General features: G+C 60.7%; 22 protein-coding genes. 5 read left to right on the top strand and 17 right to left on the bottom strand.

The window, feature by feature from the left end:
* Nucleotides 1–14: 14 nt before the first annotated feature.
* Nucleotides 15–1,799, bottom strand: coding sequence for an APC family permease (locus tag RLEG4DRAFT_RS01970; RefSeq protein WP_003574989.1), 1,785 nt, complete (start codon nucleotides 1,797–1,799; stop codon nucleotides 15–17).
* 249 nt (nucleotides 1,800–2,048) lie between these two features.
* Here RLEG4DRAFT_RS01970 and RLEG4DRAFT_RS01975 point away from each other — a divergent pair, with 249 nt between their 5' ends.
* From RLEG4DRAFT_RS01975 to RLEG4DRAFT_RS01990, 4 genes are all read left to right on the top strand, one after another.
* Nucleotides 2,049–4,418, top strand: coding sequence for a DUF1989 domain-containing protein (locus RLEG4DRAFT_RS01975; protein WP_003574990.1), 2,370 nt, complete (start codon nucleotides 2,049–2,051; stop codon nucleotides 4,416–4,418).
* Between the two features lie 272 nt (nucleotides 4,419–4,690).
* Nucleotides 4,691–4,900 carry a cold-shock protein gene (locus RLEG4DRAFT_RS01980; protein ID WP_003548109.1) on the top strand — a complete coding sequence of 70 codons (210 nt, stop codon included), beginning with the start codon at nucleotides 4,691–4,693 and terminating at the stop codon, nucleotides 4,898–4,900.
* A gap of 230 nt (nucleotides 4,901–5,130) precedes the next feature.
* Nucleotides 5,131–5,355, top strand: a complete 225-nt coding sequence (locus RLEG4DRAFT_RS01985; protein WP_003574991.1) for a hypothetical protein — start codon at nucleotides 5,131–5,133, stop codon at nucleotides 5,353–5,355.
* Nucleotides 5,356–5,497: 142 nt separating this feature from the next.
* Nucleotides 5,498–5,878 (top strand): DUF6481 family protein, encoded by a 381-nt coding sequence (locus RLEG4DRAFT_RS01990; RefSeq protein WP_003574993.1) that lies wholly within the window; start codon nucleotides 5,498–5,500, stop codon nucleotides 5,876–5,878.
* A gap of 41 nt (nucleotides 5,879–5,919) precedes the next feature.
* On the opposite strand, the gene minE is transcribed toward RLEG4DRAFT_RS01990, so the two are convergent.
* The 16 genes from minE to RLEG4DRAFT_RS02070 all read right to left on the bottom strand — a co-directional run bounded on the left by minE (nucleotide 5,920) and on the right by RLEG4DRAFT_RS02070 (nucleotide 21,194).
* A complete protein-coding gene (minE, locus tag RLEG4DRAFT_RS01995) occupies nucleotides 5,920–6,180 on the bottom strand; it encodes a cell division topological specificity factor MinE (RefSeq protein WP_003574994.1) in 261 nt (86 codons plus the stop codon).
* A complete protein-coding gene (minD, locus tag RLEG4DRAFT_RS02000; RefSeq protein ID WP_003594851.1) occupies nucleotides 6,177–6,992 on the bottom strand; it encodes a septum site-determining protein MinD in 816 nt (271 codons plus the stop codon). The genes minE and minD overlap by 4 nt, the downstream gene beginning before the upstream one ends.
* Before the next feature lie 83 nt (nucleotides 6,993–7,075).
* Nucleotides 7,076–7,795, bottom strand: a complete 720-nt coding sequence (minC, locus tag RLEG4DRAFT_RS02005) for a septum site-determining protein MinC (RefSeq protein WP_003574996.1) — start codon at nucleotides 7,793–7,795, stop codon at nucleotides 7,076–7,078.
* 208 nt (nucleotides 7,796–8,003) lie between these two features.
* On the bottom strand, nucleotides 8,004–8,606 hold the full coding sequence (locus RLEG4DRAFT_RS47375) for a methyl-accepting chemotaxis protein (RefSeq protein ID WP_003574997.1): 603 nt from the start codon (nucleotides 8,604–8,606) through the stop codon (nucleotides 8,004–8,006).
* Between the two features lie 109 nt (nucleotides 8,607–8,715).
* Nucleotides 8,716–10,053 carry an NAD(P)-binding domain-containing protein gene (locus RLEG4DRAFT_RS02015; protein ID WP_003574998.1) on the bottom strand — a complete coding sequence of 446 codons (1,338 nt, stop codon included), beginning with the start codon at nucleotides 10,051–10,053 and terminating at the stop codon, nucleotides 8,716–8,718.
* 76 nt (nucleotides 10,054–10,129) lie between these two features.
* Nucleotides 10,130–11,170 (bottom strand): heme-dependent oxidative N-demethylase family protein, encoded by a 1,041-nt coding sequence (locus tag RLEG4DRAFT_RS02020; RefSeq protein ID WP_003575000.1) that lies wholly within the window; start codon nucleotides 11,168–11,170, stop codon nucleotides 10,130–10,132.
* A 34-nt stretch (nucleotides 11,171–11,204) separates the two neighbouring features.
* Nucleotides 11,205–12,170, bottom strand: coding sequence for a PDR/VanB family oxidoreductase (locus tag RLEG4DRAFT_RS02025; RefSeq protein ID WP_003575001.1), 966 nt, complete (start codon nucleotides 12,168–12,170; stop codon nucleotides 11,205–11,207).
* Nucleotides 12,167–12,772 carry a dimethylamine monooxygenase subunit DmmA family protein gene (locus RLEG4DRAFT_RS02030; protein WP_003575003.1) on the bottom strand — a complete coding sequence of 202 codons (606 nt, stop codon included), beginning with the start codon at nucleotides 12,770–12,772 and terminating at the stop codon, nucleotides 12,167–12,169. Before RLEG4DRAFT_RS02030 ends, RLEG4DRAFT_RS02025 begins: the two co-directional genes overlap by 4 nt.
* Before the next feature lie 11 nt (nucleotides 12,773–12,783).
* On the bottom strand, nucleotides 12,784–13,917 hold the full coding sequence (locus RLEG4DRAFT_RS02035; RefSeq protein WP_003575005.1) for an aminomethyltransferase family protein: 1,134 nt from the start codon (nucleotides 13,915–13,917) through the stop codon (nucleotides 12,784–12,786).
* A gap of 136 nt (nucleotides 13,918–14,053) precedes the next feature.
* Nucleotides 14,054–14,938, bottom strand: a complete 885-nt coding sequence (gene purU / locus RLEG4DRAFT_RS02040; protein ID WP_003575006.1) for a formyltetrahydrofolate deformylase — start codon at nucleotides 14,936–14,938, stop codon at nucleotides 14,054–14,056.
* Between the two features lie 72 nt (nucleotides 14,939–15,010).
* Nucleotides 15,011–16,318, bottom strand: a complete 1,308-nt coding sequence (gene glnT / locus RLEG4DRAFT_RS02045) for a type III glutamate--ammonia ligase (protein ID WP_003575008.1) — start codon at nucleotides 16,316–16,318, stop codon at nucleotides 15,011–15,013.
* 80 nt (nucleotides 16,319–16,398) lie between these two features.
* The gene (locus tag RLEG4DRAFT_RS02050; RefSeq protein ID WP_003575009.1) at nucleotides 16,399–17,727 is read right to left on the bottom strand and encodes an FMN-binding glutamate synthase family protein; all 1,329 of its coding nucleotides are present in this window, start codon (nucleotides 17,725–17,727) and stop codon (nucleotides 16,399–16,401) included.
* A 14-nt stretch (nucleotides 17,728–17,741) separates the two neighbouring features.
* On the bottom strand, nucleotides 17,742–18,428 hold the full coding sequence (locus RLEG4DRAFT_RS02055) for a GXGXG domain-containing protein (RefSeq protein WP_003575010.1): 687 nt from the start codon (nucleotides 18,426–18,428) through the stop codon (nucleotides 17,742–17,744).
* Nucleotides 18,429–18,484: 56 nt separating this feature from the next.
* Entirely contained in the window at nucleotides 18,485–19,390 is a 906-nt protein-coding gene (locus RLEG4DRAFT_RS02060) for a class II glutamine amidotransferase (protein WP_003575013.1), read from the bottom strand.
* An 89-nt stretch (nucleotides 19,391–19,479) separates the two neighbouring features.
* Entirely contained in the window at nucleotides 19,480–20,163 is a 684-nt protein-coding gene (locus tag RLEG4DRAFT_RS02065) for a helix-turn-helix domain-containing protein (protein ID WP_003575015.1), read from the bottom strand.
* Nucleotides 20,164–20,234: 71 nt separating this feature from the next.
* Complete coding sequence (locus RLEG4DRAFT_RS02070; RefSeq protein ID WP_003575016.1) at nucleotides 20,235–21,194, bottom strand: GlxA family transcriptional regulator; 960 nt, start codon at nucleotides 21,192–21,194, stop codon at nucleotides 20,235–20,237.
* Between the two features lie 87 nt (nucleotides 21,195–21,281).
* Between RLEG4DRAFT_RS02070 and RLEG4DRAFT_RS02075 the strand changes: the two genes are divergently transcribed.
* A complete protein-coding gene (locus tag RLEG4DRAFT_RS02075) occupies nucleotides 21,282–22,532 on the top strand; it encodes a sarcosine oxidase subunit beta family protein (RefSeq protein WP_003575020.1) in 1,251 nt (416 codons plus the stop codon).
* Nucleotides 22,533–22,543: the final 11 nt, after the last annotated feature.

Below are 22,543 nucleotides of genomic sequence, written 5' to 3' on the forward strand. Positions count from 1 at the left end.
GCTTGGGAGGCAATTCAGGCGGGCAGCTGGAAGATCACGTTGGCGATCAGGACGATCGCCAGACCGCCAGCGAGCGCGAGATAGGGCAGCATGCCGGCTTTTTTGACGCCGAGATCCTGGCCGACGAGGCCGAGATCCTCCATCGCGCCTGCCGGGAATTTGCCGCCGTCGCGCACATAGTGGCGAAAGGCGAAGACCGGCAGGATCAGGGCGGCGAAAATGAACCCGACCCAGAGCGCATTGGAATAACCCCAGACCTTGGCGCCGGCGCCGAGGAACAGCGCATTGACGAAGGCGAGCACGGTGTTGAGGCCGATCAGCCAGGTCGGCGCCTTCCACGGCCGTTCGATATGGCCGGAATCCATCCGGTGGATCCAGCCGGAATTGAGGTTCAGGAAGTTGAAAATGATGTAGCCGACATTCGAGACGGCAAGCACGAAGAAGTAGCCGCCGGTATCCGAAGCGATGGCCAGCAGGAAGAGGTTGAAGGCAAAATCGGTCCACATCGCCCGTGTCGGCGCGCCGTTTTCGTTGACGTGGTCGAGATATTTCGGCAGCCAGCCGTCCTTCGAACCCTGGTAAAGCGTGCGCGAAGAACCGGCCATCGCCGTCATGATGGCGAGAAACAGCGCCATGATCATCAACACGACGAGCAGCTGAGTGATCACCCGGCCGGCGCCGATCAGGCCCCCGAGCGCTTCGGCGACACCGGTGCCGTCGACGATGCCGGGGGCGAGCATGCCTCCATGGCCGAGAACACCCTGGAAGGCGAAAGGCACCAGGAAGAAGAACAGGCAGCAGGCAAGGCCGGAATAGAAGATTGCCTTGAAGGTGTCGGTCTTCGGATTTTTGAGTTCGCGGGTGTAGCAGACGGCGGTCTCGAAGCCGTATGTCGACCAGGCGGCGATATAGAGCCCACCGAGGAAGAGCGTCCAGCCGCCATTGCTCCAGGTGCCGTCGGCGCCGGAATAGGCGGCGGTCGGCGGCACCAGGCCGGTGACGTTGGCGCCAACGATGTGGCCGCTGACGATCGGGTAAAGGCCGATGATCAGCAGCGGCACCAGCACGATGATTGCCAGCCACTTCTGCACGCTGGCCGTTTCCGAGATGCCGCGATGCTGGATGGCGAAGATGATCAGCATCAAGATGCCGCCGATGAAGAAGGTGGCGTTGACGTTGGCGGTGGCAAGAAAGGGTATGCTGAAGCTGACAAGCGACCAACTGCGGATTGCCGGCGTCAGCGCAGCGATGCCATCGGTGCTCAGCAACGCCTTGACGGCGTCATCAGGCGTCGTGCCGGCGTGGGCGGCAATATATTCGGCGACGCGGGGGCTATCGGCGGTGATGGAAGCGGCATGCGCAGAGATCCAGTCGAGGACCATCTGCGAATCCGCCGCCGGAATCGGGTAAAATGCATTGAGAATATAACCGGCGGCGATGGCGCAGCCGAGCGAAAGCACGGGCGACCAGGCAAACCAGTTGCACCAGACCGACAGCGGCGCGATGAACTTCGAATAACGCAGCCAGGCGGTGGCACCATAGACCGAGGCGCCGCCGGATTTATTGGCGAACATGCCGGCGATTTCTGCATAGGTGAAGGATTGCAGGAAACCCATCACCATCGAGATGATCCAGACGACGAAGGCGAGTTTACCCGTCGTGCCCGCAATGCCGCCGATGGAGAAAAGAACGAGCGGCGGCACGCCCGCAGCCACCCAGAATGCGCCCTTCCAATCGAGCGCGCGTATAAGCTTACCTTCGGTGCCGGAGGAAATCCCGGCCTCCACAGCGTCTGTCATCGGTGAAATTCCCCATTCGATTTGTTCCGGACGTATCTTTGTACGTCTCCCTGAACGTGTCTCCCCTCAGTCTCAAGCTCGCCCGGATGATTTTGATGATCCGTGTTCCCGACGGATTTCCGAGTCTGAACTCTTTATACATAGTGAAGATATTTTCTTTTTAGTCAACATGACTTTACTTTCTCCAGGCATTTTGTAACCTGCATGGGTGGGTGCCCGAGGGCATGCCGATCCTCCCATGAGGGCAGAATGCGAGAACTTTATCCTGCTATGACGGGCCTGCGGCCGGCCACTGCGAGCCTGGTGCGTTATCCCGGCATTCCCAACCTGCCGGAGGGCGTCGAGCGCTACAGGGCAAAGGGCGGCGGATCGGTCGTCGTGCGCGTCGAGCCGGGAGACAGCGTCAGCGTCATCGACAGCGAGGGCGGACAGGTCTGCGAGATCTCGTTCCTCGACGAAAGGGGACGGTTCCTGGCAGCGGGTTTGGGAACGTCATTCAGCAACTCAGCCGAGGGTTTGAAGGCCATACTTCAGACAAAGGATGAGAGTGCCGCCCGCACGCGTGCAGCACTTGAGCGGCGCGGCGCCGATCTTGCGGCGGCCGGAGCGCTGCGTCTGTTCGGGACGGGATCGAGCCCGGGGAGCCGGGCGGATTTCACCATTTCCATCAAGGGCCTGCTGATCGTCGCGGCACCCGCCGGCGCCATGTCGCCGGAAGCGCAGGATACGGCGACGCCGATCGAGGTCAGGATCAAGCGCAGCCTGCTGATCCGCGAATATGCCTCCGCCCTGCCGGAACCGGCCGCCGACCCGATCGAGGATATCCGCATCCGGGCGGCGACCGCGGCAGCCTATTTCGTGCGCGCCGGCGAGTTCATCCAGATCATCGATGTCTATGGGCGGCAGTGCACCGATTTCCAGGCTTTCGCCGCCCGCAAGGTCGACAAGGGCCTCGATCTCGCGCTGGATTCGACGGTGACCCGCACGCTGCTCGGCCGCAGCTACCCGATGCCGGGCCTGCCCTCCAAGGCCTTCGACCGCGACTTCGAGCCGCTGGTCGAGATCGTCCAGGATACGGTCGGCCGTCACGACGCTTTCGCAACCGCCTGCAATTCGCGTTATTACGACGACATGGGCTATCCCGGCCACATCAACTGCACGGACAATTTCAACGCTGCGCTGGCGCCCTACGGCATTGCCGGCCGCAAGGGCTGGGAAGCGCTGAACTATTTCTACAACACCAATATCGACCACAATAACCAGCTCTATCTCGACGAGCCCTGGTCGCGTCCTGGTGATTACGTACTGATGCGGGCCTTGACCGATCTCGTCTGCGTCTCCTCGTCCTGCCCCGACGATATCGACGCGGCAAACGGCTGGGATCCGACGGATATCCATGTCCGCACCTTTTCCGGAAACGAAAAATTCTCAAGAGCGGTGGCCTATCGCATGACCCCAGATGCCGACGCCGAACTGACGCGGGAAACCGCCTTCCATCCCCGCCTCTCGACGCTGACGCGGGATTACACCGAATATCGGGGCTATTGGCTGCCGAACCGCTTTTCCGCCGAAGGGCCGGTCGAGGAATACTGGGCCTGCCGCGAGCGCGCCGCCGTCATCGACCTCACGCCCTTGCGGAAGTTCGAGGTGACCGGGCCGGATGCCGAGGAACTGCTGCAATATTGCCTGACACGCGACGTGCGCAAGCTTTCCACCGGCCAGGTCGTCTATTCCGCCATATGCTACGAAAACGGCGGCATGATCGACGACGGAACGCTCTTCCGGCTCGGCGACAAGAACTTCCGCTGGATCGGCGGCGATGATTTCAGCGGCATATGGCTGCGTCAGCAAGCCGAGAAGAAGGGCTTCAAGGCCTGGGTCCGCTCCTCGACCGATCAGATGCACAATATCGCTCTGCAGGGACCGAAGAGCCGCGACATCCTCAAGCAGATCATCTGGACGGCGCCGCGCCAGCCTCAAATCGGCGAGCTCGAATGGTTCCGCTTCACCGTCGGCCGCATCGGCGGCTTCGAAGGGGCGCCTGTTGTCGTCTCGCGCACGGGATATACCGGCGAGCTCGGCTACGAGATATTCTGCCATCCTAAGGATGCGCTGACGGTGTTCGACGCCGTCTGGGAGGCAGGGCAGCCGCACGGGTTGAAGCCGATGGGGCTGGAGGCGCTCGATATGGTCCGCATCGAGGCGGGCCTGATCTTTGCCCATCACGAATTCACCGACCAGACGGATCCGTTCGAAGCCGGCATCGGCTTCACCGTGCCGCTGAAATCCAAGCAGGACGATTTCATCGGCCGCGAGGCGCTGATCCGGCGTAAGGAACATCCGCGCCATCTGCTCGTCGGCCTCGACGTCAAGGCCAACGAGGCTGTCGGCCACGGCGATTGCATCCATATCGGACGGGCCCAGGTCGGTGTCATCACCAGCGCCACCCGCTCGCCGATCCTCGGCAAGACGATCGCGCTCGCCCGCATCGACGTGATGCATGCAAGCCCCGGCACCGAGGTCGAACTCGGCAAGCTCGACGGCCACCAGAAACGGCTGCCGGCGACGATCGTGCCGCTTTCGCATTATGACCCGCAAAAGACGCGGCCGCGCTCGTGACGCATGCATTCGAGACCGGGACGCGTGGCCGACGAGCGGCGATGTGTAGAGCGGCCGGTATGCAACCACATAGAGAATTGAGAGTTTCAAAAAACTAAAAGTTGACAAATCCGAGTTCGATGATTATATCGGGATTGTCGATATTGCTTGTTTGACTTTTGTTATCGCACGCCGACAACGTGCCCTGGACGAACTTCCCTCTTCAAAATCGAGATTATCATCCGCCGTGCATCTCGCACGTCGGCCTGTCAATTGCTATGAAAGGGTTTGTTATGACCACTGGCACAGTTAAATGGTTCAATTCCACCAAGGGTTTCGGCTTCATTCAGCCTGATGACGGCGGCGCTGACGCCTTCGTTCACATCTCTGCCGTCGAGCGCGCCGGCATGCGTGAAATCGTCGAAGGTCAGAAGATCGGCTACGAGCTTGAGCGCGATAACAAGTCGGGCAAAATGTCCGCTTGCAATCTTCAAGCTGCCTAAATTGATATCTGCTTTCCTTTGACCACGGATGTACTGGCACTGTTGAAAGCGTGATACCGGCAAGGTCAGGCAGGTTGCCTGGCCTTTTTGCTGCGCCCGCCGAGCACCCCACTGCATCATTTCTTAACTCGGAATCGATCTAAGGAATTATGCAGCAATTCAAGCTGTTGCGGCGCCCTTTGCGCGTCGGAAAAGACGCGCGGCGCGCCCCAAGAAAATCCAGGATGAATATGACAGAGACACACAGCAAATCACGCCAGCGGGCGGAGATCGCCTTCGGAAACGCACAATCGCAATTTCTGGCGCGCAGCCGTGCGGTCGAAGAGATCGACCAGACCGTGCGCGCCCGTGATGAAAAGACCTTGAGATTGCGCGAGGCCCGTGAGGCCAAGGAATTGCAGGATCGCTTGATGGCGGAAAATGCCCCGGCCACGAAGCGAAAAAAGAAAATGTGATTTAAGTCTGGATGATTTTGCGCCGGATTGGCATAATATCATCTAGATCCAAATCGAACAGATAGAGCATAGGGTCTTCCGAAAACCGCGCGGCTTTCGGCATCGTGCTCTAGTCTCGAAGTCAAACAGTCAGGTAACAGATTTGAAACACGCCAGAAACAACGAGCTTTCCGATCGTCGCAGCGCCGCTGCCGAAGCCAAGGCAGCTCTCCTCAATGCGTATCGTACCGCTAAGGATACGGCCGAACCGACCCGGCTGGCAAAGCAGGCGGAGCGTCAGGCTGTCGCCGCGGCCAGGGAAGAACGGCGCGCCGAGCGGGACCGGGTAAAGCGTGAGGAACTGGAGCGGGCTCAGGCCGTGGAAGCAGAGCGCCAGGCAGCCGCCGAGGCTGCGGCACGCGCCGACGCCGACGCGCGCGAAGCGGCCGACAAAGACCGGATCGCTCGCGTCATTGCCGATGAAGCTGCCCGAAAAGCCGCACGCGACCTGCGCTACGCCAATCGCAAAGCCAGGAAGTCGTGACTTCAAGCGCTGCCTGTTGTGACAACAGGCAGCGCCTTACTTCAAGCGGCCTGCACGGCCGCATTCAGCGGAATTTCGACATCGATCTCGAGCGTCGAAACGTACTCGTTGCGATCGATGGTCACCTGTACCTTATCGTGATCGAGCTGCACGTGCTTTGCGATCACCGCAAGGATTTCCTCGCGCAGCAGCGAGACCAGGTCAGAACCAGCCGAGGAACGTTCATGGGCAAGAAGCACCTGCAGGCGTTCGCGGGCGGCCGGTGCGGTTCTCTGCTTGTTGAAAAGACGGAAAATGTTCATGCCGCCCTCCGTCCGAAGATCTTGCCGAAAATATTCCGCTTTTCCTCAGGGATCGCCATCGGCACCAACTCGCCGGCGAGCCGGCGGGCGGCATCGAAATAGGCCATCGCAGCCGGGCTGCGGCTTTCTGCCAGCGTCACCGGCGCACCGATGTTGGATGCCCGCAGGACATCCATGCTTTCGGGCACGATGCCGAGCAGCGGGATGGACAGGATCTCCAGTACGTCGTCGACCTTGAGCATGTCGCCGCGTTCGGCGCGGTTGGCGTCGTAGCGGGTGAGCAGCAGGTGCTTTTCCATCCGCTCGCCACGTTCGGCCTTGGCGGTCTTGGCATCGAGCAGGCCGATGATGCGATCGGAATCGCGTACCGACGAGACTTCAGGATTGGTCACGACGACGGCAACATCGGCATGGCGCATGGCAAGCGTCGCGCCGCGCTCGATGCCGGCCGGGCTGTCGCAGATGATCCAGTCGAAATAGCGCTTCAGGTCGTTGATGACGCGCTCGACGCCCTCAGCCGTCAGATTGTCCTTGTCGCGCGTCTGCGAAGCCGGCAGCAGGAACAGCGTCTCCAGCCGCTTGTCGCGGATCAGCGCCTGGGTCAGCTTGGCGTCGCCCTGGATGACATTGATCAGATCGTAGACGACCCGGCGTTCGGCCCCCATCACGAGGTCAAGATTGCGCAAGCCGACGTCGAAATCCACGACGACGACCTTTTCATTGCGTTGCGCCAGCGCCGCTCCCAATGCGGCGGTCGAGGTCGTCTTGCCAACCCCGCCCTTGCCTGACGTGACGACGATCACTTTCCCCATCATTGTCTCTCCTTTGCCGTGGCCCCAGTAATTCAAAGTGTTAAAGCGTCCTTTGCGGCTCTCGAAGAGACGCGGCGCTATCGTCAGATCAGTTTCTCTGCCATGATCGCGTCGTCTTCGAGCCACAGCTGAACAGCCTGTCCGCGAAGATTGGGGGCCATGTCTTCCGCCATTTTGTAGATGCCGTCGATTGCAACCAACTCGGCCTCGAGCTTGCGGCAAAAGATCCGCGCCGATGCGTTTCCGATGGACCCTGCCATGGCTCGGCCACGCAAGGTGCCATAGATATGGACGGACCCGCCGGCGATAACCTCGGCACCCGAGGCCACCGAACCGATGACGGTGACGTCGCCTTCCGGAAAGATCACCGATTGCCCCGAGCGCACGGGCTCCCTGATGACGATCGATTGCATGGCCGGACGAGCCTCTGCCACTGCCGGTTTGCCGGGCGGATCGACAGGCTCCTTTGCCTGAACCTCGATATCGGAAACCGACCGACCGCCTTTGAGCGCCGGCGGCATGCCCGAGCCGAGGATCGAAGGCCGAGCGCCCTCTATGCCCATGATGCTGACATTGCGCTTGGCAAGTTCGGCAATCAGGTCCTTGAGTTGCTGCCGGTCGATCGACAGATCCGTCAGGTCGAGCACGACGGGCCGCCCGAGGAAAAAGCCGGCCGAACGTGCAGCCAGATCGTCCAGCCTGATCAACCAATCATCGATGGGAAGATCCGGGGATAACATGACCGCCAGGAAAGAGCGGCCCTTGATGCGGATAGAGCGAGCGTCTGTTAGCACTTTGGTCATCTATGTGAAGAAATCGTTGACCATGTCTAGCGCTGCTATGGTTAACAAAAAGTTAACGCAGCCTTAGAATTACCGATAATGACAGGAGGATTTTAACTTCGAAATTGAAGCAAGTCATTGAAAATAAGTCGTAAACGTCGTAGGCGCCGGACGGTTAACAATCCAGCTTTTGACTTGAATCGTAAATATTTCGGCAGCGGGCTAACGCTCAGCCTTCCGCCTTGCGTTGCGCCTCGGAAATGGCACGCGCGGCCTCTTCGGAGGAGTTGGCGAGTGTGCGCATCTCGGCGGCAAGCACGGCAAAGCCCGATCCGGCAGTGCCGGCGCGGGCGGCCTCGATGCCGGCATTGACGGCGAGCAGCTTCAGGTAGCGCAGCGATTGCAGGATCTCGTTGGTCTTCGAAGCGGTGACGCGCATGTCGGCGGTTCGTTCGTCGATTCGCTGATAGAGCGATTCGATATTGATGATGCTGCCTTCGAGATAGAGAAGCTCGCCCTTCTCGTCCCATATGCCGCCGCCGGTCTCGGTCACCCAGATCAGATGCCCCATCGCATGGCGAATGCGGTACTCCATCGTCCAGTCCGTGCGCTTCTCCAGAGCCCGGCCGACGATCTCATCCATCAATGGCACGTCTTCCTCGTACATGATCGAGGTGAAGGTCCGCGTCTTGTTGCCGATGATCTCATCAGTGGGATAACCGAAGATGCGCTCGATGCCATTGGTCATCTCAAGCATGGTGTAGTTTTCATCGGCGCGGCAGCGGTAGAGAAAACCGCTCATGCGTCCGAGAATGCTCGTTTGAAAATCCATGAAGGCGACATCCGAAGAAAAGAGTTGCAGATGGATTTATTCGTTTCAAACGGCGCCGGAAGAGGGTTGCTGCGAGCGACCCTCTTCCGGCAGCGTATGGCCCGCCTCATCAGTTGCGCAGATATTCCTCCATGGAATCGTCGAGCGCTTCTACCCAGGGTGTGTGATGCGTCGGCGACATGTTGCCGGTCATCAGCGAGCGGTAAGCATGGTCGCGGAAGCCCATGATATTGTGTGCCTTGTGATGTTCCCACTCCATGAAGGTCTTGTTGGTGCCTTCGATGTCGAAGGAGGGATAATCGGTCTCGGCAAGCAGTTCCTTCACATAGTCGCCCTGGTACCAGATCATCTGCTCGGCATCCTCGAGCGTCTCCTCGCGGGCGCGCCACATGTCGAAATTGGCTTTCAGCTCCTCTTCCGGCGGCAGAGTGATGCGGCCCATCATCACGTCGCGCGCCCACCAGGCCTGCACGTCGAACATGTTGAAGGTGTAGAACTGATCCTGCATGCCGATATAGAAAAGCTGCGGATTTCTGTCGAAGATGACCCCCTTGTAAAGACTGTCGGCCCAGAGTCGGTTGGCGGTCTTCAGCCGGAGTTCGTCGGGCAGGAAGGGGAAATGGTGCTGGTAGCCGGTGCACAGGATTAGCGCGTCGACCTCCTTGCTCGAACCGTCGAGGAAATGCGCCGTGCGGTTTTCGAGCCTGGTCAGCAGCGGCCGCTCCTCGAAATTCTCCGGCCATTTAAAGCCCATCGGCTTCGAGCGATAGCTCGTCGTCACCGATTTGGCCCCGTATTTCCAGCATTGCGAGCCGATATCTTCGGCCGAATAGCTGCGGCCGACGAGCAGGATGTCCTTGCCCTTGAACTCGAGCGCATCGCGGAAATCATGGGCGTGCAGCACCCGGCCGTTGAAGGTCTTTACCCCCTCGAAATAGGGTACGTTCGGCGTCGAGAAATGCCCGCTTGCGACAACGACGTAGTCGAATTCTTCGTCATACATCCGGTCCTCGACGCGGTTATGCGCCGTCACCGTGAATTTCTTCGTCTCTTCGTCGAAGCGGACCATGCGCACCGGCGTGCTGAAGCGCACCCAGTGTCGGACATTCGCCTTTTCGACGCGGCCCTTGATATAATCCCAGAGCACGGCGCGCGGCGGATAGGAGGCGATCGGCTTGCCGAAATGCTCCTCGAAGGAATAGTCGGCGAATTCGAGGCATTCCTTCGGGCCGTTCGACCAGAGATAACGATACATGCTGCCGTGGACCGGCTCGCCATATTCGTCGAGGCCCGTGCGCCAGGTATAGTTCCAGAGCCCGCCCCAGTCCGACTGCTTTTCGAAGCAGACGATCTCCGGGATCTCGGCGCCCTTCTGGGCCGCCGATTGAAAGGCGCGCAGCTGCGCCAGCCCGGAAGGACCGGCACCGATGACGGCTACTCTTGTCATGAAGCATTCCCCTCTTGATTATATCGCAATTCAAAGTGTTACAGCGCGCTTTGCGCGTCAGGACCGACGCGCGGCGTCAGTCGGGATAGATGCCGGGGCTGGTCGGCGCTCCGTCGTCATATTTGGAAAGCCAGTCGATCGTCGTCTCGCGGAAACGGGTCAGCCCCTTGTAGTCGATGAGTTCCGGCGGCAGTGTCTTCAGTACACGCGGGAAGCGGCGCCCCCATTTCGGCACCGTGACGAGCTCTCCCATGTTCATCATGTAGCAGCGGATGACGAAGAGGATGGCGTTGGAGCGCGGCAGCCGCCAGAGGCTCTGCAATTCGACGCGCAGATGCACTTTCTCGCCGACATTCTCCGGCGTCACCGTGGTGCGATCGGGACCCCATTTGTGGTAATTCTCCGGGCTGGTGTCGAGGCGCGGATTGATCGTCATCGTCCAGTTGAAGCGCCGTGTCGGCTTGCCCTGCTGCAGGTTCAGCAGGAATTTCAAAGCCCGGTCGAAGACGCCGATCTGGTGGGCGAGCGGCACCGGCCCGTGCCATTCCATGAAATTCATGCCGATGTCGAAATCGAGTGACCAGTCGGCCTGCGTCGTCACCATGCCGGCATCCATCCAGAGATTGCCGTCGCGCTGGTCGACGATGCAGAAATCGCCTTGGGCCTGGCGGGTGATGTATTCGAAGGGCTCGCAGGGCAGCGTCGAGGCATCTCCGAAGGTGAAACTATCATCGATGCCGAGCGGACGGTTGATCCAGCGCCACTGGTCGCCGTTGCGGACCAGGGTGAAGTGGTCGGGGTAACCCGCCGCCTGCTCTTCCATCAGCAGTTCCAACGTATCCCATTGCGCGCTCATCATGTGCGGCAACGCCTGATAGCGCAGCGGATCCTCTTTCAGCACCAGCGCCCGGTCGTGCATCTCGGCGACATAATGCTCGTCGACGTCGATCAGGTTTTCATAGACGGTGCCCGCCCGGCCGCGCACATGCGGCTCCATGTTGACGGAATACATGTATTCGTCGCGATCGAAGGGAAACGGGAAACGACGGATGTTCTCAGGACTGTTCCGGTAGCTGAAATCGTTCCGGAATGTTTCCTGTTTGAAGGCGATTGCCATATCAGGTCTCCTTGTTCCGCTCTTTCCGACGCCGCTAGAGATCAAGATGCAGCGTATTTCCCTCGAAACGGGAAACGCAGATCATCACCTTGCGGCCGGATGCTCTTTCTTCGCTCGTCAGATAGACGTCATGATGCAGCAGCTTGCCCTCGCAGACGGCAACTGCGGTTTCGCATTGACCGCAGGCGCCGCCGCGACAGAGGAAAGGCGCGTCGACGCCGGCTGCCTCGATCGCCTCCAGCATGCTTTCGTGATGGCCGACCTTCACAGTCTTGCCGGAACGGATAAGCTCGATCGTGAAGGGTTTGCCGGGCAGCGATGAGAGAAACCGTTCTGAATGCAGGTTCTGCTCCGGCCAGCCGGCCTCCAACCCCGCCCTCAGCACGCCGTCGATCATGCCGGACGGGCCACAGACATAGAGATGCGTTCCGAGCGGCTGGCTGTCGAGCACACGCGTCAGCGGGATGCCGCCGCCTTCGGCGTCGCAATGGATCTTGATCCGATGCGGGCCGTAGCGCTCCTGCAGTTCCCGCCAATAGGCGCCACGGTCGCGCGTGCGGATGGCATAATGCAGCTCGAAATTGGCGCCCTCGCGCGAAAACTGCTCCATCATCGCCATGAAGGGCGTAATGCCGATGCCGCCGGCGATCAGAAGATGTTTGCGCCCCCGCCAATCCGGCTGGAACAGGTTGACGGGATAACTCACCTTCAGCTCGTCGCCTTCCCGCATCTTTTCATGCATGAAAGTGGAGCCGCCGCGTGAATCTTCGACGTGCAGCACGCTGATCTCGTAGGCCGCGCAATCATGCGGCGGCGACATCAGCGAATAGGCGTTGCGGCGCATGTGACCGCCATCGTTCATCGAAACGATGATGTGGGCGCCACCTGAGAAATAGGGCATCGGCTTGCCGTCGAGGCGCTCGAAGCGAAAGCGCTTGACGCGCTCGGCAATCGGCGTGATCCGCGCCACGCGGACGGGAATTTCTGTACCACCGCTCAAAGGAACAACTCCTCCGGATCGGGCGCGCTGCCGGGCACTTCCGCGTCGATATTGACGCCCTGGAAGGCGGCGAGCCGGCGCGAATAATGATCGCGTACCAGAAGCGTCAGCCCACAATGGCTGCAGCTGAACGGGCTGGTGGTGACGTCGTCGGTGGTGCCCTTGCAATGGACGCATTGCACCCGCCGGGCCAGTGAGCCGCGGTGCTCGGTGATGACAGAGGCCTGGTCCATACCGTGATCAAGCGCCACGAGCATCGCCTGGCCGATGAAACCTTCGGTGCCGGCTATATAAAGCCGCGTCCCCATATGGGCGGTGGCGAGCGAGCCTTTCAATCGGAAGAGCAGCGTTGCGATGGTAGGGGCGGTGAAGAACATGTCGGCGCCGAGACCACGTAGCGCCTCGTCTTGGCCGGACCCTTGCGAACCGCGGGCGACATAGAGGATCTCGCTGCGGGAAAGGACGGCGTCATCAAGCGCCGGCCGCTGGTCGAGGAGAGCCTTGGCGCCCTCCCCTTCAAGTGCGAAAATGTGCCGCCGGGCCCGCGGCTGGATGGTCAGGCCCTTGTAGACTGGTCGGCTCTTGATGCCTGCAACGAGCATTGGCGTGCTCCTTAACCCAAGGCAGTCCTCTTCTTCTTCTCCGGATCGTCGAAGGGAAGTGTGTGAGCGGTAGCACTTGCCGTCACGGTCTTGCCGCGGACTTCGAGTTTCGTCCCATGAACCGCCTTGTCAACGTCGAGACGGGCAATTGCCATCGATTTCTTCGTCAGCGACGAATAGCTCGGGCAGGTAATGACGCCAACCTTCTTTCCGTCGGCAAAGACCTCGTCGCCGAGATCGGCCGGGCCGTCGGCATCGATCAGCATGCCGAAGATCTTGAAACGTTCCTTGCCCTTGAGGCGGGCATGTTCCTCGGCGCCGCGGAAACCGGTCTTGCCGGGGCTGACGGTGAAGTCGAGGCCGAGTTCCCAGAGGCTGTCGCCGGGCGGCTGATCGGCGAAAGGATACATCTGCGAATTGTCGTAGGGATAGAAGAGCAGGTAGCTTTCGACGCGCAGCATGTCGAGAACGGAGAAGCAGCAGGGGATGATGCCCATCTCCTTGCCTTCCTCGACGATTCGGTCCCAGACCATGACGGCATCCTGGCCGCGCACGAAGATCTCGTAGCCGCGTTCGCCGGTATAACCGGTGCGCGAGATCATCACCGGGGCGCCGAAGAGCGTCGTCTGCATGTGATGGAAATATTTGAGATCCCGGATGCCGGGCACATATTTGGCGAGATAATCGACCGCGAGCGGACCCTGCAGCGACAGGTCGTGCAGGTCGTCATCGAAGAGCACGGCGCAATTGCGGCCTGCCGCCTGCCTGACGACTTCCTCGTGGCCGGAGCCGGAGCCATGCACCAGCATCCAGGAATTCGGGCCGGTACGATAGACGATGCAATCATCGGTGAAATGGCCGCGATCGTTCAGCATGGTCGCATAGACCGAGCGGCCGGGATAGATCTTCGTCAGGTCGCGGCTGGTGATGTAATCGAGCACGGCGATGGCGTGCGGACCAACCAGATGCACCTTCTTCAGGCCGGAGACATCCATGAGGCCGGCCTTGGTGCGGACGGCGACATGTTCTTCCGACATGTCCTTGTCGTAGGTCCAGGCGGTACCCATGCCGCTCCAGTCCTCGAGCTTCGAGCCCAGAGCGCGATGCCGATCCGCCAAGGCGGAGAAACGCCATGATAGAGCCATTTCTGTTCCCTCTTATTTCCTGTACGGAATATTTATTTCCTGAGTATATTCGTCTTTAGCGTCGTGGCAAGCCCATCCGGCATGCATTTCCCCCCAAACTTCGGTGGTATCCACCGCCTTGCCGCCCATGGGCCGCTTAACCCATGCGTTCGGAGGCGTAGCTGCCGGGGCTGGCCGGGAAGACCACGGTGCGGTTGCCGTTGATGAAGGTGCGGTGGTGGATATGGGCGTGGATGGCCCGCGCCAGCACCTGGCTTTCGACATCGCGGCCGATCGAGACGTAATCGTCGGGCGACTGCGCGTGGGTGATGCGTGCCGTGTCCTGCTCGATGATCGGGCCTTCGTCGAGATCGGCGGTGACGTAATGGGCGGTTGCCCCGATCAGCTTGACGCCGCGGCCGTAGGCCTGCTTGTAGGGATTGGCGCCCTTGAAGCTCGGCAGGAAGGAATGGTGGATGTTGATGATCTTGCCCGACATCTTCTGGCACATCTCGTCCGACAGGATCTGCATGTAGCGGGCGAGCACGATCAGCTCGGTGCCGGTCTGCTCGGCCACCTCCATAATACGGGCTTCGGCCTGGACCTTGTTGGCCTTGGTGACCGGAATATGGTGGAAGGGAATGTCGTGATTGACCACGACCTTCTGGTAGTCGAAATGGTTGGAGACGACGCCGACGATATCGATCGGCAATGCGCCGATCTTCCAGCGGTAGAGCAGGTCGTTGAGGCAGTGGCCGAAGCGCGACACCATCAGCAGCACCTTCATGCGCTTCTCGCTGTCGTGGAATTCGTACTCCATCTCGAAGGGTGCGGCGACGGCTGAAAAGTCGGCGCCGATCTCGCTGCCGGAAAGCCCCTCTTCCGAAATGAAGCTGACGCGCATGAAGAACTTGCCGGTATCGAGATCGTCGAACTGCGAGCTGTCGATGATGTTGCAGCCCTTGTCGGCCAGATAGCTGGAAATCGCCGCAACGATGCCGCGCGTCGATTTGCAGGTTACCGTAAGAATGTACTGGGTCATGGGGCGATCCGAACGAAGGAGATGACCCCGTGCCCGCGGCACGGGGAGATGGCCGCGGATGCGGCTGGGAAGTCAAATATCCAGAGTGGTGCTCCGCTCCCACTCGGTGAAATGCGAGCAATAGGTGTTCCACTCGCTATGCTTCAGTTTGAGGTAGGCGGAGGAGAACTCCGCCCCCAGCGACGCGCGCAGTTCTTCGTCCTTCTCGTATTCACGCAGTGCATCGAGAAGATTGAGGGGCAGCTTCGGAGCGTCGGTCACCGTATGCCCGTCGCGATACATATCGATATCGTAGTGGCGGCCAGGATCGGCTTTCGATCGAATTCCCGAAAGGCCGGCGGCGATAATAATCGCCTGCAGCAGATAGGGATTGACAGCGCCATCGGGCAACCGCAGTTCGAAGCGGCCGGGGCCCGGCACACGCACCATGTGTGTCCGGTTGTTGCCGGTCCAGGTGACGGTATTCGGCGCCCAGGTTGCGCCCGAGATCGTCCTCGGCGCATTGATGCGCTTGTAGGAATTGACGGTCGGGTTGGTGACGGCGGCGAGCGCCGAAGCATGTTTCATGATGCCGCCGAGGAAGGTTTTACCCTGGGCGGAGAGCCCGAACGGCATTTCCTTGTCGGCGAAGGCGTTAACCTTGCCATCGATGTCCCAAACCGAGATGTGGGCATGGCACCCGTTTCCGGTCAGTCCCTTGAATGGCTTCGGCATGAAGGTGGCGCGAAGGCCGTGCTTTTCGGCGATCGACTTGACCATGAACTTGAAGAACGAGTGCTTGTCCGCCGTTTGAAGAGCGTCGTCATATTCCCAATTCATCTCGAACTGGCCGTTCGCATCCTCGTGGTCGTTCTGATAAGGCTTCCAGCCGAGTTCGAGCATGTAGTCGCAAATCTCGGCGATCACGTCATAGCGACGCATCACCGCCTGCTGATCGTAGCAGGGCTTCTCGGCGGTATCGAACTGATCCGAAATCACCGAACCATCCGAAGAGATCAGAAAGAACTCGGGCTCGACGCCGGTTTTTACCCGCAGCCCTGCTTTCGCAGCTTCAGCGACCAGTCTTTTCAGCACCACGCGCGGCGCCTGTTCGACAGGCTGATCCTCCATGACGCAATCGGCCGCGACCCATGCGACGTCCTTCTTCCAGGGCAGCTGGATAACGGAGGAAGCATCGGGAACCGCAAACAGGTCCGGATGGGCGGGCGTCAGATCGAGCCAGGTTGCGAAGCCTGCGAAGCCCGCGCCATCTCTCTGCATATCGGCAATGGCTTCCGCCGGAACCAGCTTGGCGCGTTGGCCGCCGAACAGGTCGGTGTAGCTGATCATGAAATATTTGATGCCTTTGTCTCTGGCAAAAGCAGCAAGGTCCAGTGTCATTCTCGTTCCCCTTTGGATTTCTTGGAGACACCTTGGTTATGGATATGAGACGGCCGGGACTTTTGCCCGGCCGGTAGAAATCAGAAACCTCCCTTGCCGGGAATCCAGCTGGTGCCGGCGAGCGGCACCTGCGCCATGGCCGATGCCTCGATCGTCAGTGCGACCAGGTCTTCCGGCTCGAGGTTGTGCAGGTGGTTCTTGCCGCAGGCGCGTGCGATCGTCTGCGCCTCGAGGGTCATCACCTTGAGATAATTGGCAAGGCGGCGACCGGCAGCAATCGGGTCGAGGCGTTTTGCAAGCTCCGGATCCTGGGTGGTAATGCCGGCCGGATCCTTGCCTTCATGCCAATCGTCATAGGCGCCGGCCGTTGTGCCGAGCTTCTGATATTCCTCTTCCCAGTGCGGATCATTGTCGCCGATGGCGACGAGTGCCGCCGTGCCGATCGCCACCGCGTCGGCGCCGAGCGCCAGCGCCTTGGCAACGTCGGCGCCCGAACGGATGCCGCCCGAAACGATGAGCTGCACCTTGCGATGCATGCCGAGATCCTGCAGCGCCTGAACGGCCGGCCGAATACAGGCAAGCGTCGGCATGCCGACATTCTCGATGAAGACGTCCTGCGTCGCCGCCGTGCCGCCCTGCATGCCGTCGAGCACGACGACGTCGGCGCCCGCCTTCACCGCAAGGGCGGTGTCGTAATAGGGTCGCGCGCCGCCGACCTTGACGTAGATCGGCTTTTCCCAATCGGTGATCTCGCGCAGCTCCATGATCTTGATTTCCAGATCATCGGGGCCGGTCCAGTCCGGATGGCGGCAGGCCGAGCGCTGGTCGATGCCCTTCGGCAGGTTGCGCATATTGGCGACGCGGTCGGAGATCTTCTGGCCGAGCAGCATGCCGCCGCCGCCTGGCTTGGCGCCCTGGCCAACCACGACTTCGATCGCGTCGGCGCGGCGCAGATCCTTGGGATTCATGCCGTAGCGGGAGGGCAGGTACTGGTAGACCAGCGTTTGCGAATGGCCGCGTTCCTCATCGGTCATGCCGCCGTCGCCTGTCGTGGTCGAGGTGCCCGCGATCGTCGCCCCGCGGCCGAGCGCTTCCTTGGCATTGCCGGAAAGCGCACCGAAGCTCATGCCGGCAATGGTGATCGGCGTCTTGAGCGTGATCGGCTTCTTGGCGAAGCGTGAGCCGAGCACCACTGATGTGTCGCACTTCTCTCGGTAGCCTTCGAGCGGATAACGCGAGATGGAGGCGCCGAGAAACAAGAGATCGTCGAAATGCGGAACCTTGCGCTTGGTGCCGGCGCCGCGGATGTCGTAGATACCGGTTGCGGCCGCACGACGGATTTCGGCGAGTGTATAGTCATCGAAGGTCGCGGACTTGCGTGGCGGGGTATAGGGGTTGTGATAGCTCATGGGTGTCCCTCGCCTCAATACGCGTCGGCGTTGTCGATGTTGAAATTGTAGAGCTTGCGCGCAGAACCGTAGCGCTTGAACTCTTCGGGCCTGACGTCGGTAACCCCTGCCCTTTCGAGCAACTCGGCAAGCTTTTCCAGATGTTCCGGCCGCATCTCTTTCTCGATGCAGTCGGAGCCGAGGCTCTTGACCTCGCCGCGGACGAAAAGCTTGGCTTCGTAGAGCGAATCTCCCAGTGCGTCGCCGGCGTCGCCCAGCACGACAAGATGGCCGGACTGGCCCATGAAGGCCGACATGTGGCCGATGCTGCCGTGAACGACGATGTCGATGCCCTTCATCGAAATGCCGCAGCGCGACGCCGCATTGCCCTTGATGACGAGCAGACCGCCGCGGCCGGTGGCGCCGGCATACTGGCTGGCGTCGCCCTCGATGACGACGGTGCCGGACATCATGTTTTCTGCAACGCCCGGACCGGCCGAACCGTGAACCGTCACCCTGCCGCCGTCATTCATGCCGGCGCAGTAATAACCGACCGATCCTTTGACGGCGACAGTGACGGGGCTGTCGATGCCAACGGCAACGGCATGGCTGCCGCGCGGGTTGATGACTTCGAATTCCGTGTCGTTGGCACCTTCGGAAAGGGCGTGCAGCGCGCTGTTCAGTTCGCGAAGAGGGGTGTTGGAAAGATCGAATATAGGCATTAAATCCTCGTTGGTCCGCGAGACGGTCTGAGCCGGCTCCTGCTTTCAGACGCCCCTCAGGCGGCCTTGTCGTGATCCCAGAAGTAAACGGTTGCCGGCTCCGGCTCCCAGATGCGGGCATTCTCGATGCCGGGAAGGTTGACCAGCGCGCGGTATTCCGAGCCGAAGGCGACATACTGCTTGGTCTCGGCCATGACGGCGGGCTTGCAGGCGATCGGGTCGCGCACGACGCCGAAGCCGGACTTGGTGCCGACGACAAAGGTGAAGAAGCCGTCGAGATCGTCGAGCGCGCCTGTCAGCGCCTGGCCGAGATCCTTCCCCTTGGCCATTTCCGCCGTCAGATAGGCGGCGGCGACCTCGGAATCGTTCTGCGTCTCGAAGGTCATGCCTTCGCGCACCAGTTCGCGGCGCAGGTTGTTGTGGTTGGACAGCGAGCCGTTGTGGACGAGGCACTGGTCGGCACCGGTCGAAAACGGATGGGCGCCGAGCGTGGTGACGGCGGATTCGGTCGCCATGCGGGTATGGCCGATTCCATGGCTTCCGCTCATCGAGCGGACGCCGAACCGCGCCACGACGTCTTTTGGAAGGCCGATTTCCTTGTAGATTTCGACGCTTTCGCCCGATCCCATCAGACGGACCGCCGGGCGGATCTCTTCGAGCGCCTTGCGCACATCTGCAAGCCTGGACGCTTCCAGCTCGATGACCGCATGGGTGCTCTTGATCGACACCTCAGTTCTAATGCCGGCCTTCTCGAGGTCGCCGGCGAGACCTGCGAAGTCGACGCTTGGATTGGCGGACTGGATGGTGATTTTTGCCTTGCCCTCGGAGGCGCCGCCATAGATTGCGATGCCGGCTGAATCCGGTCCGCGATCCGTCATGGTTATCAGCATATCCGAGAGCAGATCTCCCAGCTGAGGTTCAAGGCTCTTGTCCTTGAGGAACAGTCCAACAATGCCGCACATAGCGCGTGCCTCCGTTCATGGTGAGAAAGGACTAGCAGGACTAATTGCTAACTTCAACTAGGAAGAATAAATTTTTCTTTTAAGGCAAGTCAGCTTCTGGAATTCTGCTGGGGATAGCTGATGATCGACAGGTATTTGCTCGGCAGTTTCACCAGCTGCTCCGGACCATGCGGCGCATCGGCATCAAAGAACAGACTGTCGCCCGGCTGCATCTGGAAAAGCTGGTCGCCGTGGCGATAGACCACCTCGCCTTCGAGCATGTAGAGAAACTCCATGCCCTCGTGCTGGAACGTCGGAAAAATATCGGAATCGGCCGTCAGGGTGATCAGATAGGGCTCGACGATGACGCCGCTGGTATTGTTGTCGATATGGCCGAGCAGATTATATTGGTGGCCGGCGCGCGTTCCGCGCCGCTCGAGCTCGATACCCTGCCCCGCCTTGACAAAGACGGCATTGCGCGGTTCCTCATAACGGCGAAAAAAGGCGGTCATCGGCACGCCGAGCGCCCGCGACAGCGATTGCAGCGTCGTCAGCGACGGCGAGATGTTGCCGTTTTCGATCTTCGACAGCATGCCGAGCGAAATCCCGGTTGCGGCCGCCAGATCGGTGACGGTGATGCCGAGTTTCTTGCGGTAGGCGCGCACCTCATGGCCGATCGCCATTTCGAGGTTGTTTTCCTTTGGTTCCCGAACGGCGTGCGGATCCTGGGAAAAGGCAGGGCGTCCGCCATGCGGCTCTTCCGGTTGATTTGCCGCTTCACGCTTGGGTCTCATGCTGCCGCCCCCGCTGTTATTCGAGAGGCAACCCTATCGCCATAGTGAAATTTCCTCAACCCTGAAGAAACTTATTCCCGTCGTGCCTCACGCGGCGCGACGCCGTAGACGCTACGGAACATCCGGGAAAAATGGCTGAGGCTGGAGAAGCCGGTGGCAACGGCGATCTCCGAGACGGAAAGCGGGCTCTGCTTCAAGAGGCGATGGGCATGCTGCAGCCTGATCCTGTGGTATTGATCGAGGAAGGTGGTGCCGAGATGGGCAGAAAACAGCCGGTCGAGATGGCGGGCTGTGACGCCGGCGATGCGCGCCATGGCAGAGCGGTCGAGCGGCATCTCGATCGTCTCCTCCATCCGTTCGAGAACACTGAGCAGGCCGGGATGATGGACGCCGTAGCGCTCGGCCAGCGAGGCGCGCTGCGGAGCCGCCGGCTCGTTGACCTCGGTATGAAGATACCAGTCGCTGACGCGGCGGGCGAAATCCGGCCCCATGCGCTCGGCAATCAGCACATGCATCATGTCGAGCGGCGCGATGCCGCCGCCGCAGGTGATGCGGTTGCCGTCGATCATGAAGCGCGCCTGGCGAGGCGAAAGATCAGGGAAGGCTTCGAGAAGGGCGGCCGCATGTTCCCAGTGGATGGTGAAGTCGCGACCATCCAGCAGGCCGGCGGCGGCCATCAGATAGGGACCGCCCGAAATGCCGCCGATTCTCACACCTTCGCGCGATAATTGCCTGAGGCAGGCAAGCACGCCGGGATAGCGCCAGTCGCGCGGCGAACCGCCGGCGCAGATGATGGCGGTGCCGAGCCCGGAGCCCCTGGCGGGAAGTGGGTCGGCGGGTACGGTCACGCCGGAGGAGGAAAGCGCCGGTGTGCCGTCGGGTGAAAAGATCGATAGGCGATAGATCTCGCGTCCGGCCAGAAGGTTTGCCGCCCTGAGCGGCTCGGTGGCCGAGGCATAGGACATCAGCGCGAATCCTGGGATCAGGATGAAGCCGATCTCTTGGACATTTCTGCTATCGAGCGAGGACATGTCTCTTTTCTAGTCATTAATGTCCCAATAGCGCAAGTTCCTCCCTCTCTTTCTGGCATCATGGGCCGGTTCATTTCGGGTTGACCCATGCGCTATTCCGCTCTTTCGATTTTCCTGAACGGCCTTCGCGGCAACAAGGCCTGGGCGCCTGCCTGGCGCGATCCGGCGCCGAAGCCGCATTACGACGTCATCATCGTCGGCGGCGGCGGTCACGGTCTTGCCACCGCCTATTATCTCGCCAAGGAATTCGGCATCACCAATGTCGCCGTCCTCGAAAAGGGTTATCTCGGCTCCGGCAATATCGGCCGGAACACGACGATCATCCGCTCGAACTATCTGCTGCCGGGCAATAATCCCTTTTATGAGCTGTCGATGAAGCTCTGGGAGGGATTGGAGCAGGATTTCAACTTCAATGCCATGGTCTCGCAGCGCGGCGTCCTCAACCTCTTCCATTCCGATGCGCAGCGCGACGCCTATACGCGCCGGGGCAACGCCATGCGGTTGCACGGCGTCGATGCCGAGCTTCTCGACCGGCAGGCGGTGCGCAAAAAATTACCCTTCCTCGATTTCGACAATGCCCGTTTTCCCATCATGGGCGGCCTCTTCCATCCACGCGGCGGCACGGTGCGCCACGATGCGGTCGCCTGGGGTTATGCCCGCGGCGCCGACAGCCGCGGCGTCGACATCATCACCCAATGCGAAGTCACCGGCATCCGCACCGAAAACGGTGAGGTTACCGGGGTCGAGACCAGCAGGGGCTTCATCGGCTGCGGCAAGCTGGCGCTGGCGGCGGCCGGCAATTCCACCGTCGTCGCCGATATGGCGGGCCTCCGCCTGCCGATCGAAAGCCATGTGCTGCAGGCCTTCGTCTCCGAAGGGTTGAAGCCCTTCATTGACAATGTCGTGACGTTCGGCGCCGGGCATTTCTACGTGTCCCAGTCGGATAAGGGCGGGTTGGTCTTCGGCGGCGATATCGACGGCTACAATTCCTATGCCCAACGCGGCAATCTGGCCTCCGTCGAACATGTCGCTGAAGCCGGGCTAGCGATGATCCCGTCGCTGTCGCGGGTGCGTTATCTCCGCTCCTGGGGCGGCGTCATGGACATGAGCATGGACGGCTCGCCGATCATCGACCGCACCCATATCGACAATCTCTATCTCAATGCCGGCTGGTGTTACGGCGGCTTCAAGGCCACACCCGCCTCCGGCTTCTGCTACGCCCATCTGATCGCCCGCAACACGCCGCATCAGACGGCCCGCGCCTTCCGGCTCGACCGTTTCGCGCGCGGCTATCCGATCGACGAAAAGGGCGTCGGCGCCCAGCCCAATCTGCACTGAGGACATCTAAC

The sequence above is a fragment of the Rhizobium leguminosarum bv. trifolii WSM2297 genome (assembly GCF_000271845.1).

Excerpts from the sequence above, each read along its gene's own strand:
- minC (WP_003574996.1), bottom strand. The coding sequence starts at position 7,795 with ATGACCAAAGTGCTAACAGACGCTCGCTCTATCCGCATCAAGGGCCGC.
- RLEG4DRAFT_RS02075 (WP_003575020.1), top strand. The coding sequence starts at position 21,282 with ATGCGCTATTCCGCTCTTTCGATTTTCCTGAACGGCCTTCGCGGCAAC.
- RLEG4DRAFT_RS02015 (WP_003574998.1), bottom strand. The coding sequence starts at position 10,053 with ATGACAAGAGTAGCCGTCATCGGTGCCGGTCCTTCCGGGCTGGCGCAG.
- glnT (WP_003575008.1), bottom strand. The coding sequence starts at position 16,318 with ATGACACTGGACCTTGCTGCTTTTGCCAGAGACAAAGGCATCAAATAT.
- minD (WP_003594851.1), bottom strand. The coding sequence starts at position 6,992 with ATGGGGAAAGTGATCGTCGTCACGTCAGGCAAGGGCGGGGTTGGCAAG.
- RLEG4DRAFT_RS02030 (WP_003575003.1), bottom strand. The coding sequence starts at position 12,772 with ATGCTCGTTGCAGGCATCAAGAGCCGACCAGTCTACAAGGGCCTGACC.
- minE (WP_003574994.1), bottom strand. The coding sequence starts at position 6,180 with ATGAACATTTTCCGTCTTTTCAACAAGCAGAGAACCGCACCGGCCGCC.
- RLEG4DRAFT_RS01980 (WP_003548109.1), top strand. The coding sequence starts at position 4,691 with ATGACCACTGGCACAGTTAAATGGTTCAATTCCACCAAGGGTTTCGGC.
- RLEG4DRAFT_RS02065 (WP_003575015.1), bottom strand. The coding sequence starts at position 20,163 with ATGAGACCCAAGCGTGAAGCGGCAAATCAACCGGAAGAGCCGCATGGC.
- RLEG4DRAFT_RS01985 (WP_003574991.1), top strand. The coding sequence starts at position 5,131 with ATGACAGAGACACACAGCAAATCACGCCAGCGGGCGGAGATCGCCTTC.
- RLEG4DRAFT_RS02020 (WP_003575000.1), bottom strand. The coding sequence starts at position 11,170 with ATGGCAATCGCCTTCAAACAGGAAACATTCCGGAACGATTTCAGCTAC.
- RLEG4DRAFT_RS01975 (WP_003574990.1), top strand. The coding sequence starts at position 2,049 with ATGCGAGAACTTTATCCTGCTATGACGGGCCTGCGGCCGGCCACTGCG.
- RLEG4DRAFT_RS47375 (WP_003574997.1), bottom strand. The coding sequence starts at position 8,606 with ATGGATTTTCAAACGAGCATTCTCGGACGCATGAGCGGTTTTCTCTAC.
- RLEG4DRAFT_RS02070 (WP_003575016.1), bottom strand. The coding sequence starts at position 21,194 with ATGTCCTCGCTCGATAGCAGAAATGTCCAAGAGATCGGCTTCATCCTG.
- RLEG4DRAFT_RS02050 (WP_003575009.1), bottom strand. The coding sequence starts at position 17,727 with ATGAGCTATCACAACCCCTATACCCCGCCACGCAAGTCCGCGACCTTC.
- RLEG4DRAFT_RS02035 (WP_003575005.1), bottom strand. The coding sequence starts at position 13,917 with ATGGCTCTATCATGGCGTTTCTCCGCCTTGGCGGATCGGCATCGCGCT.
- purU (WP_003575006.1), bottom strand. The coding sequence starts at position 14,938 with ATGACCCAGTACATTCTTACGGTAACCTGCAAATCGACGCGCGGCATC.
- RLEG4DRAFT_RS02055 (WP_003575010.1), bottom strand. The coding sequence starts at position 18,428 with ATGCCTATATTCGATCTTTCCAACACCCCTCTTCGCGAACTGAACAGC.
- RLEG4DRAFT_RS01970 (WP_003574989.1), bottom strand. The coding sequence starts at position 1,799 with ATGACAGACGCTGTGGAGGCCGGGATTTCCTCCGGCACCGAAGGTAAG.
- RLEG4DRAFT_RS02060 (WP_003575013.1), bottom strand. The coding sequence starts at position 19,390 with ATGTGCGGCATTGTTGGACTGTTCCTCAAGGACAAGAGCCTTGAACCT.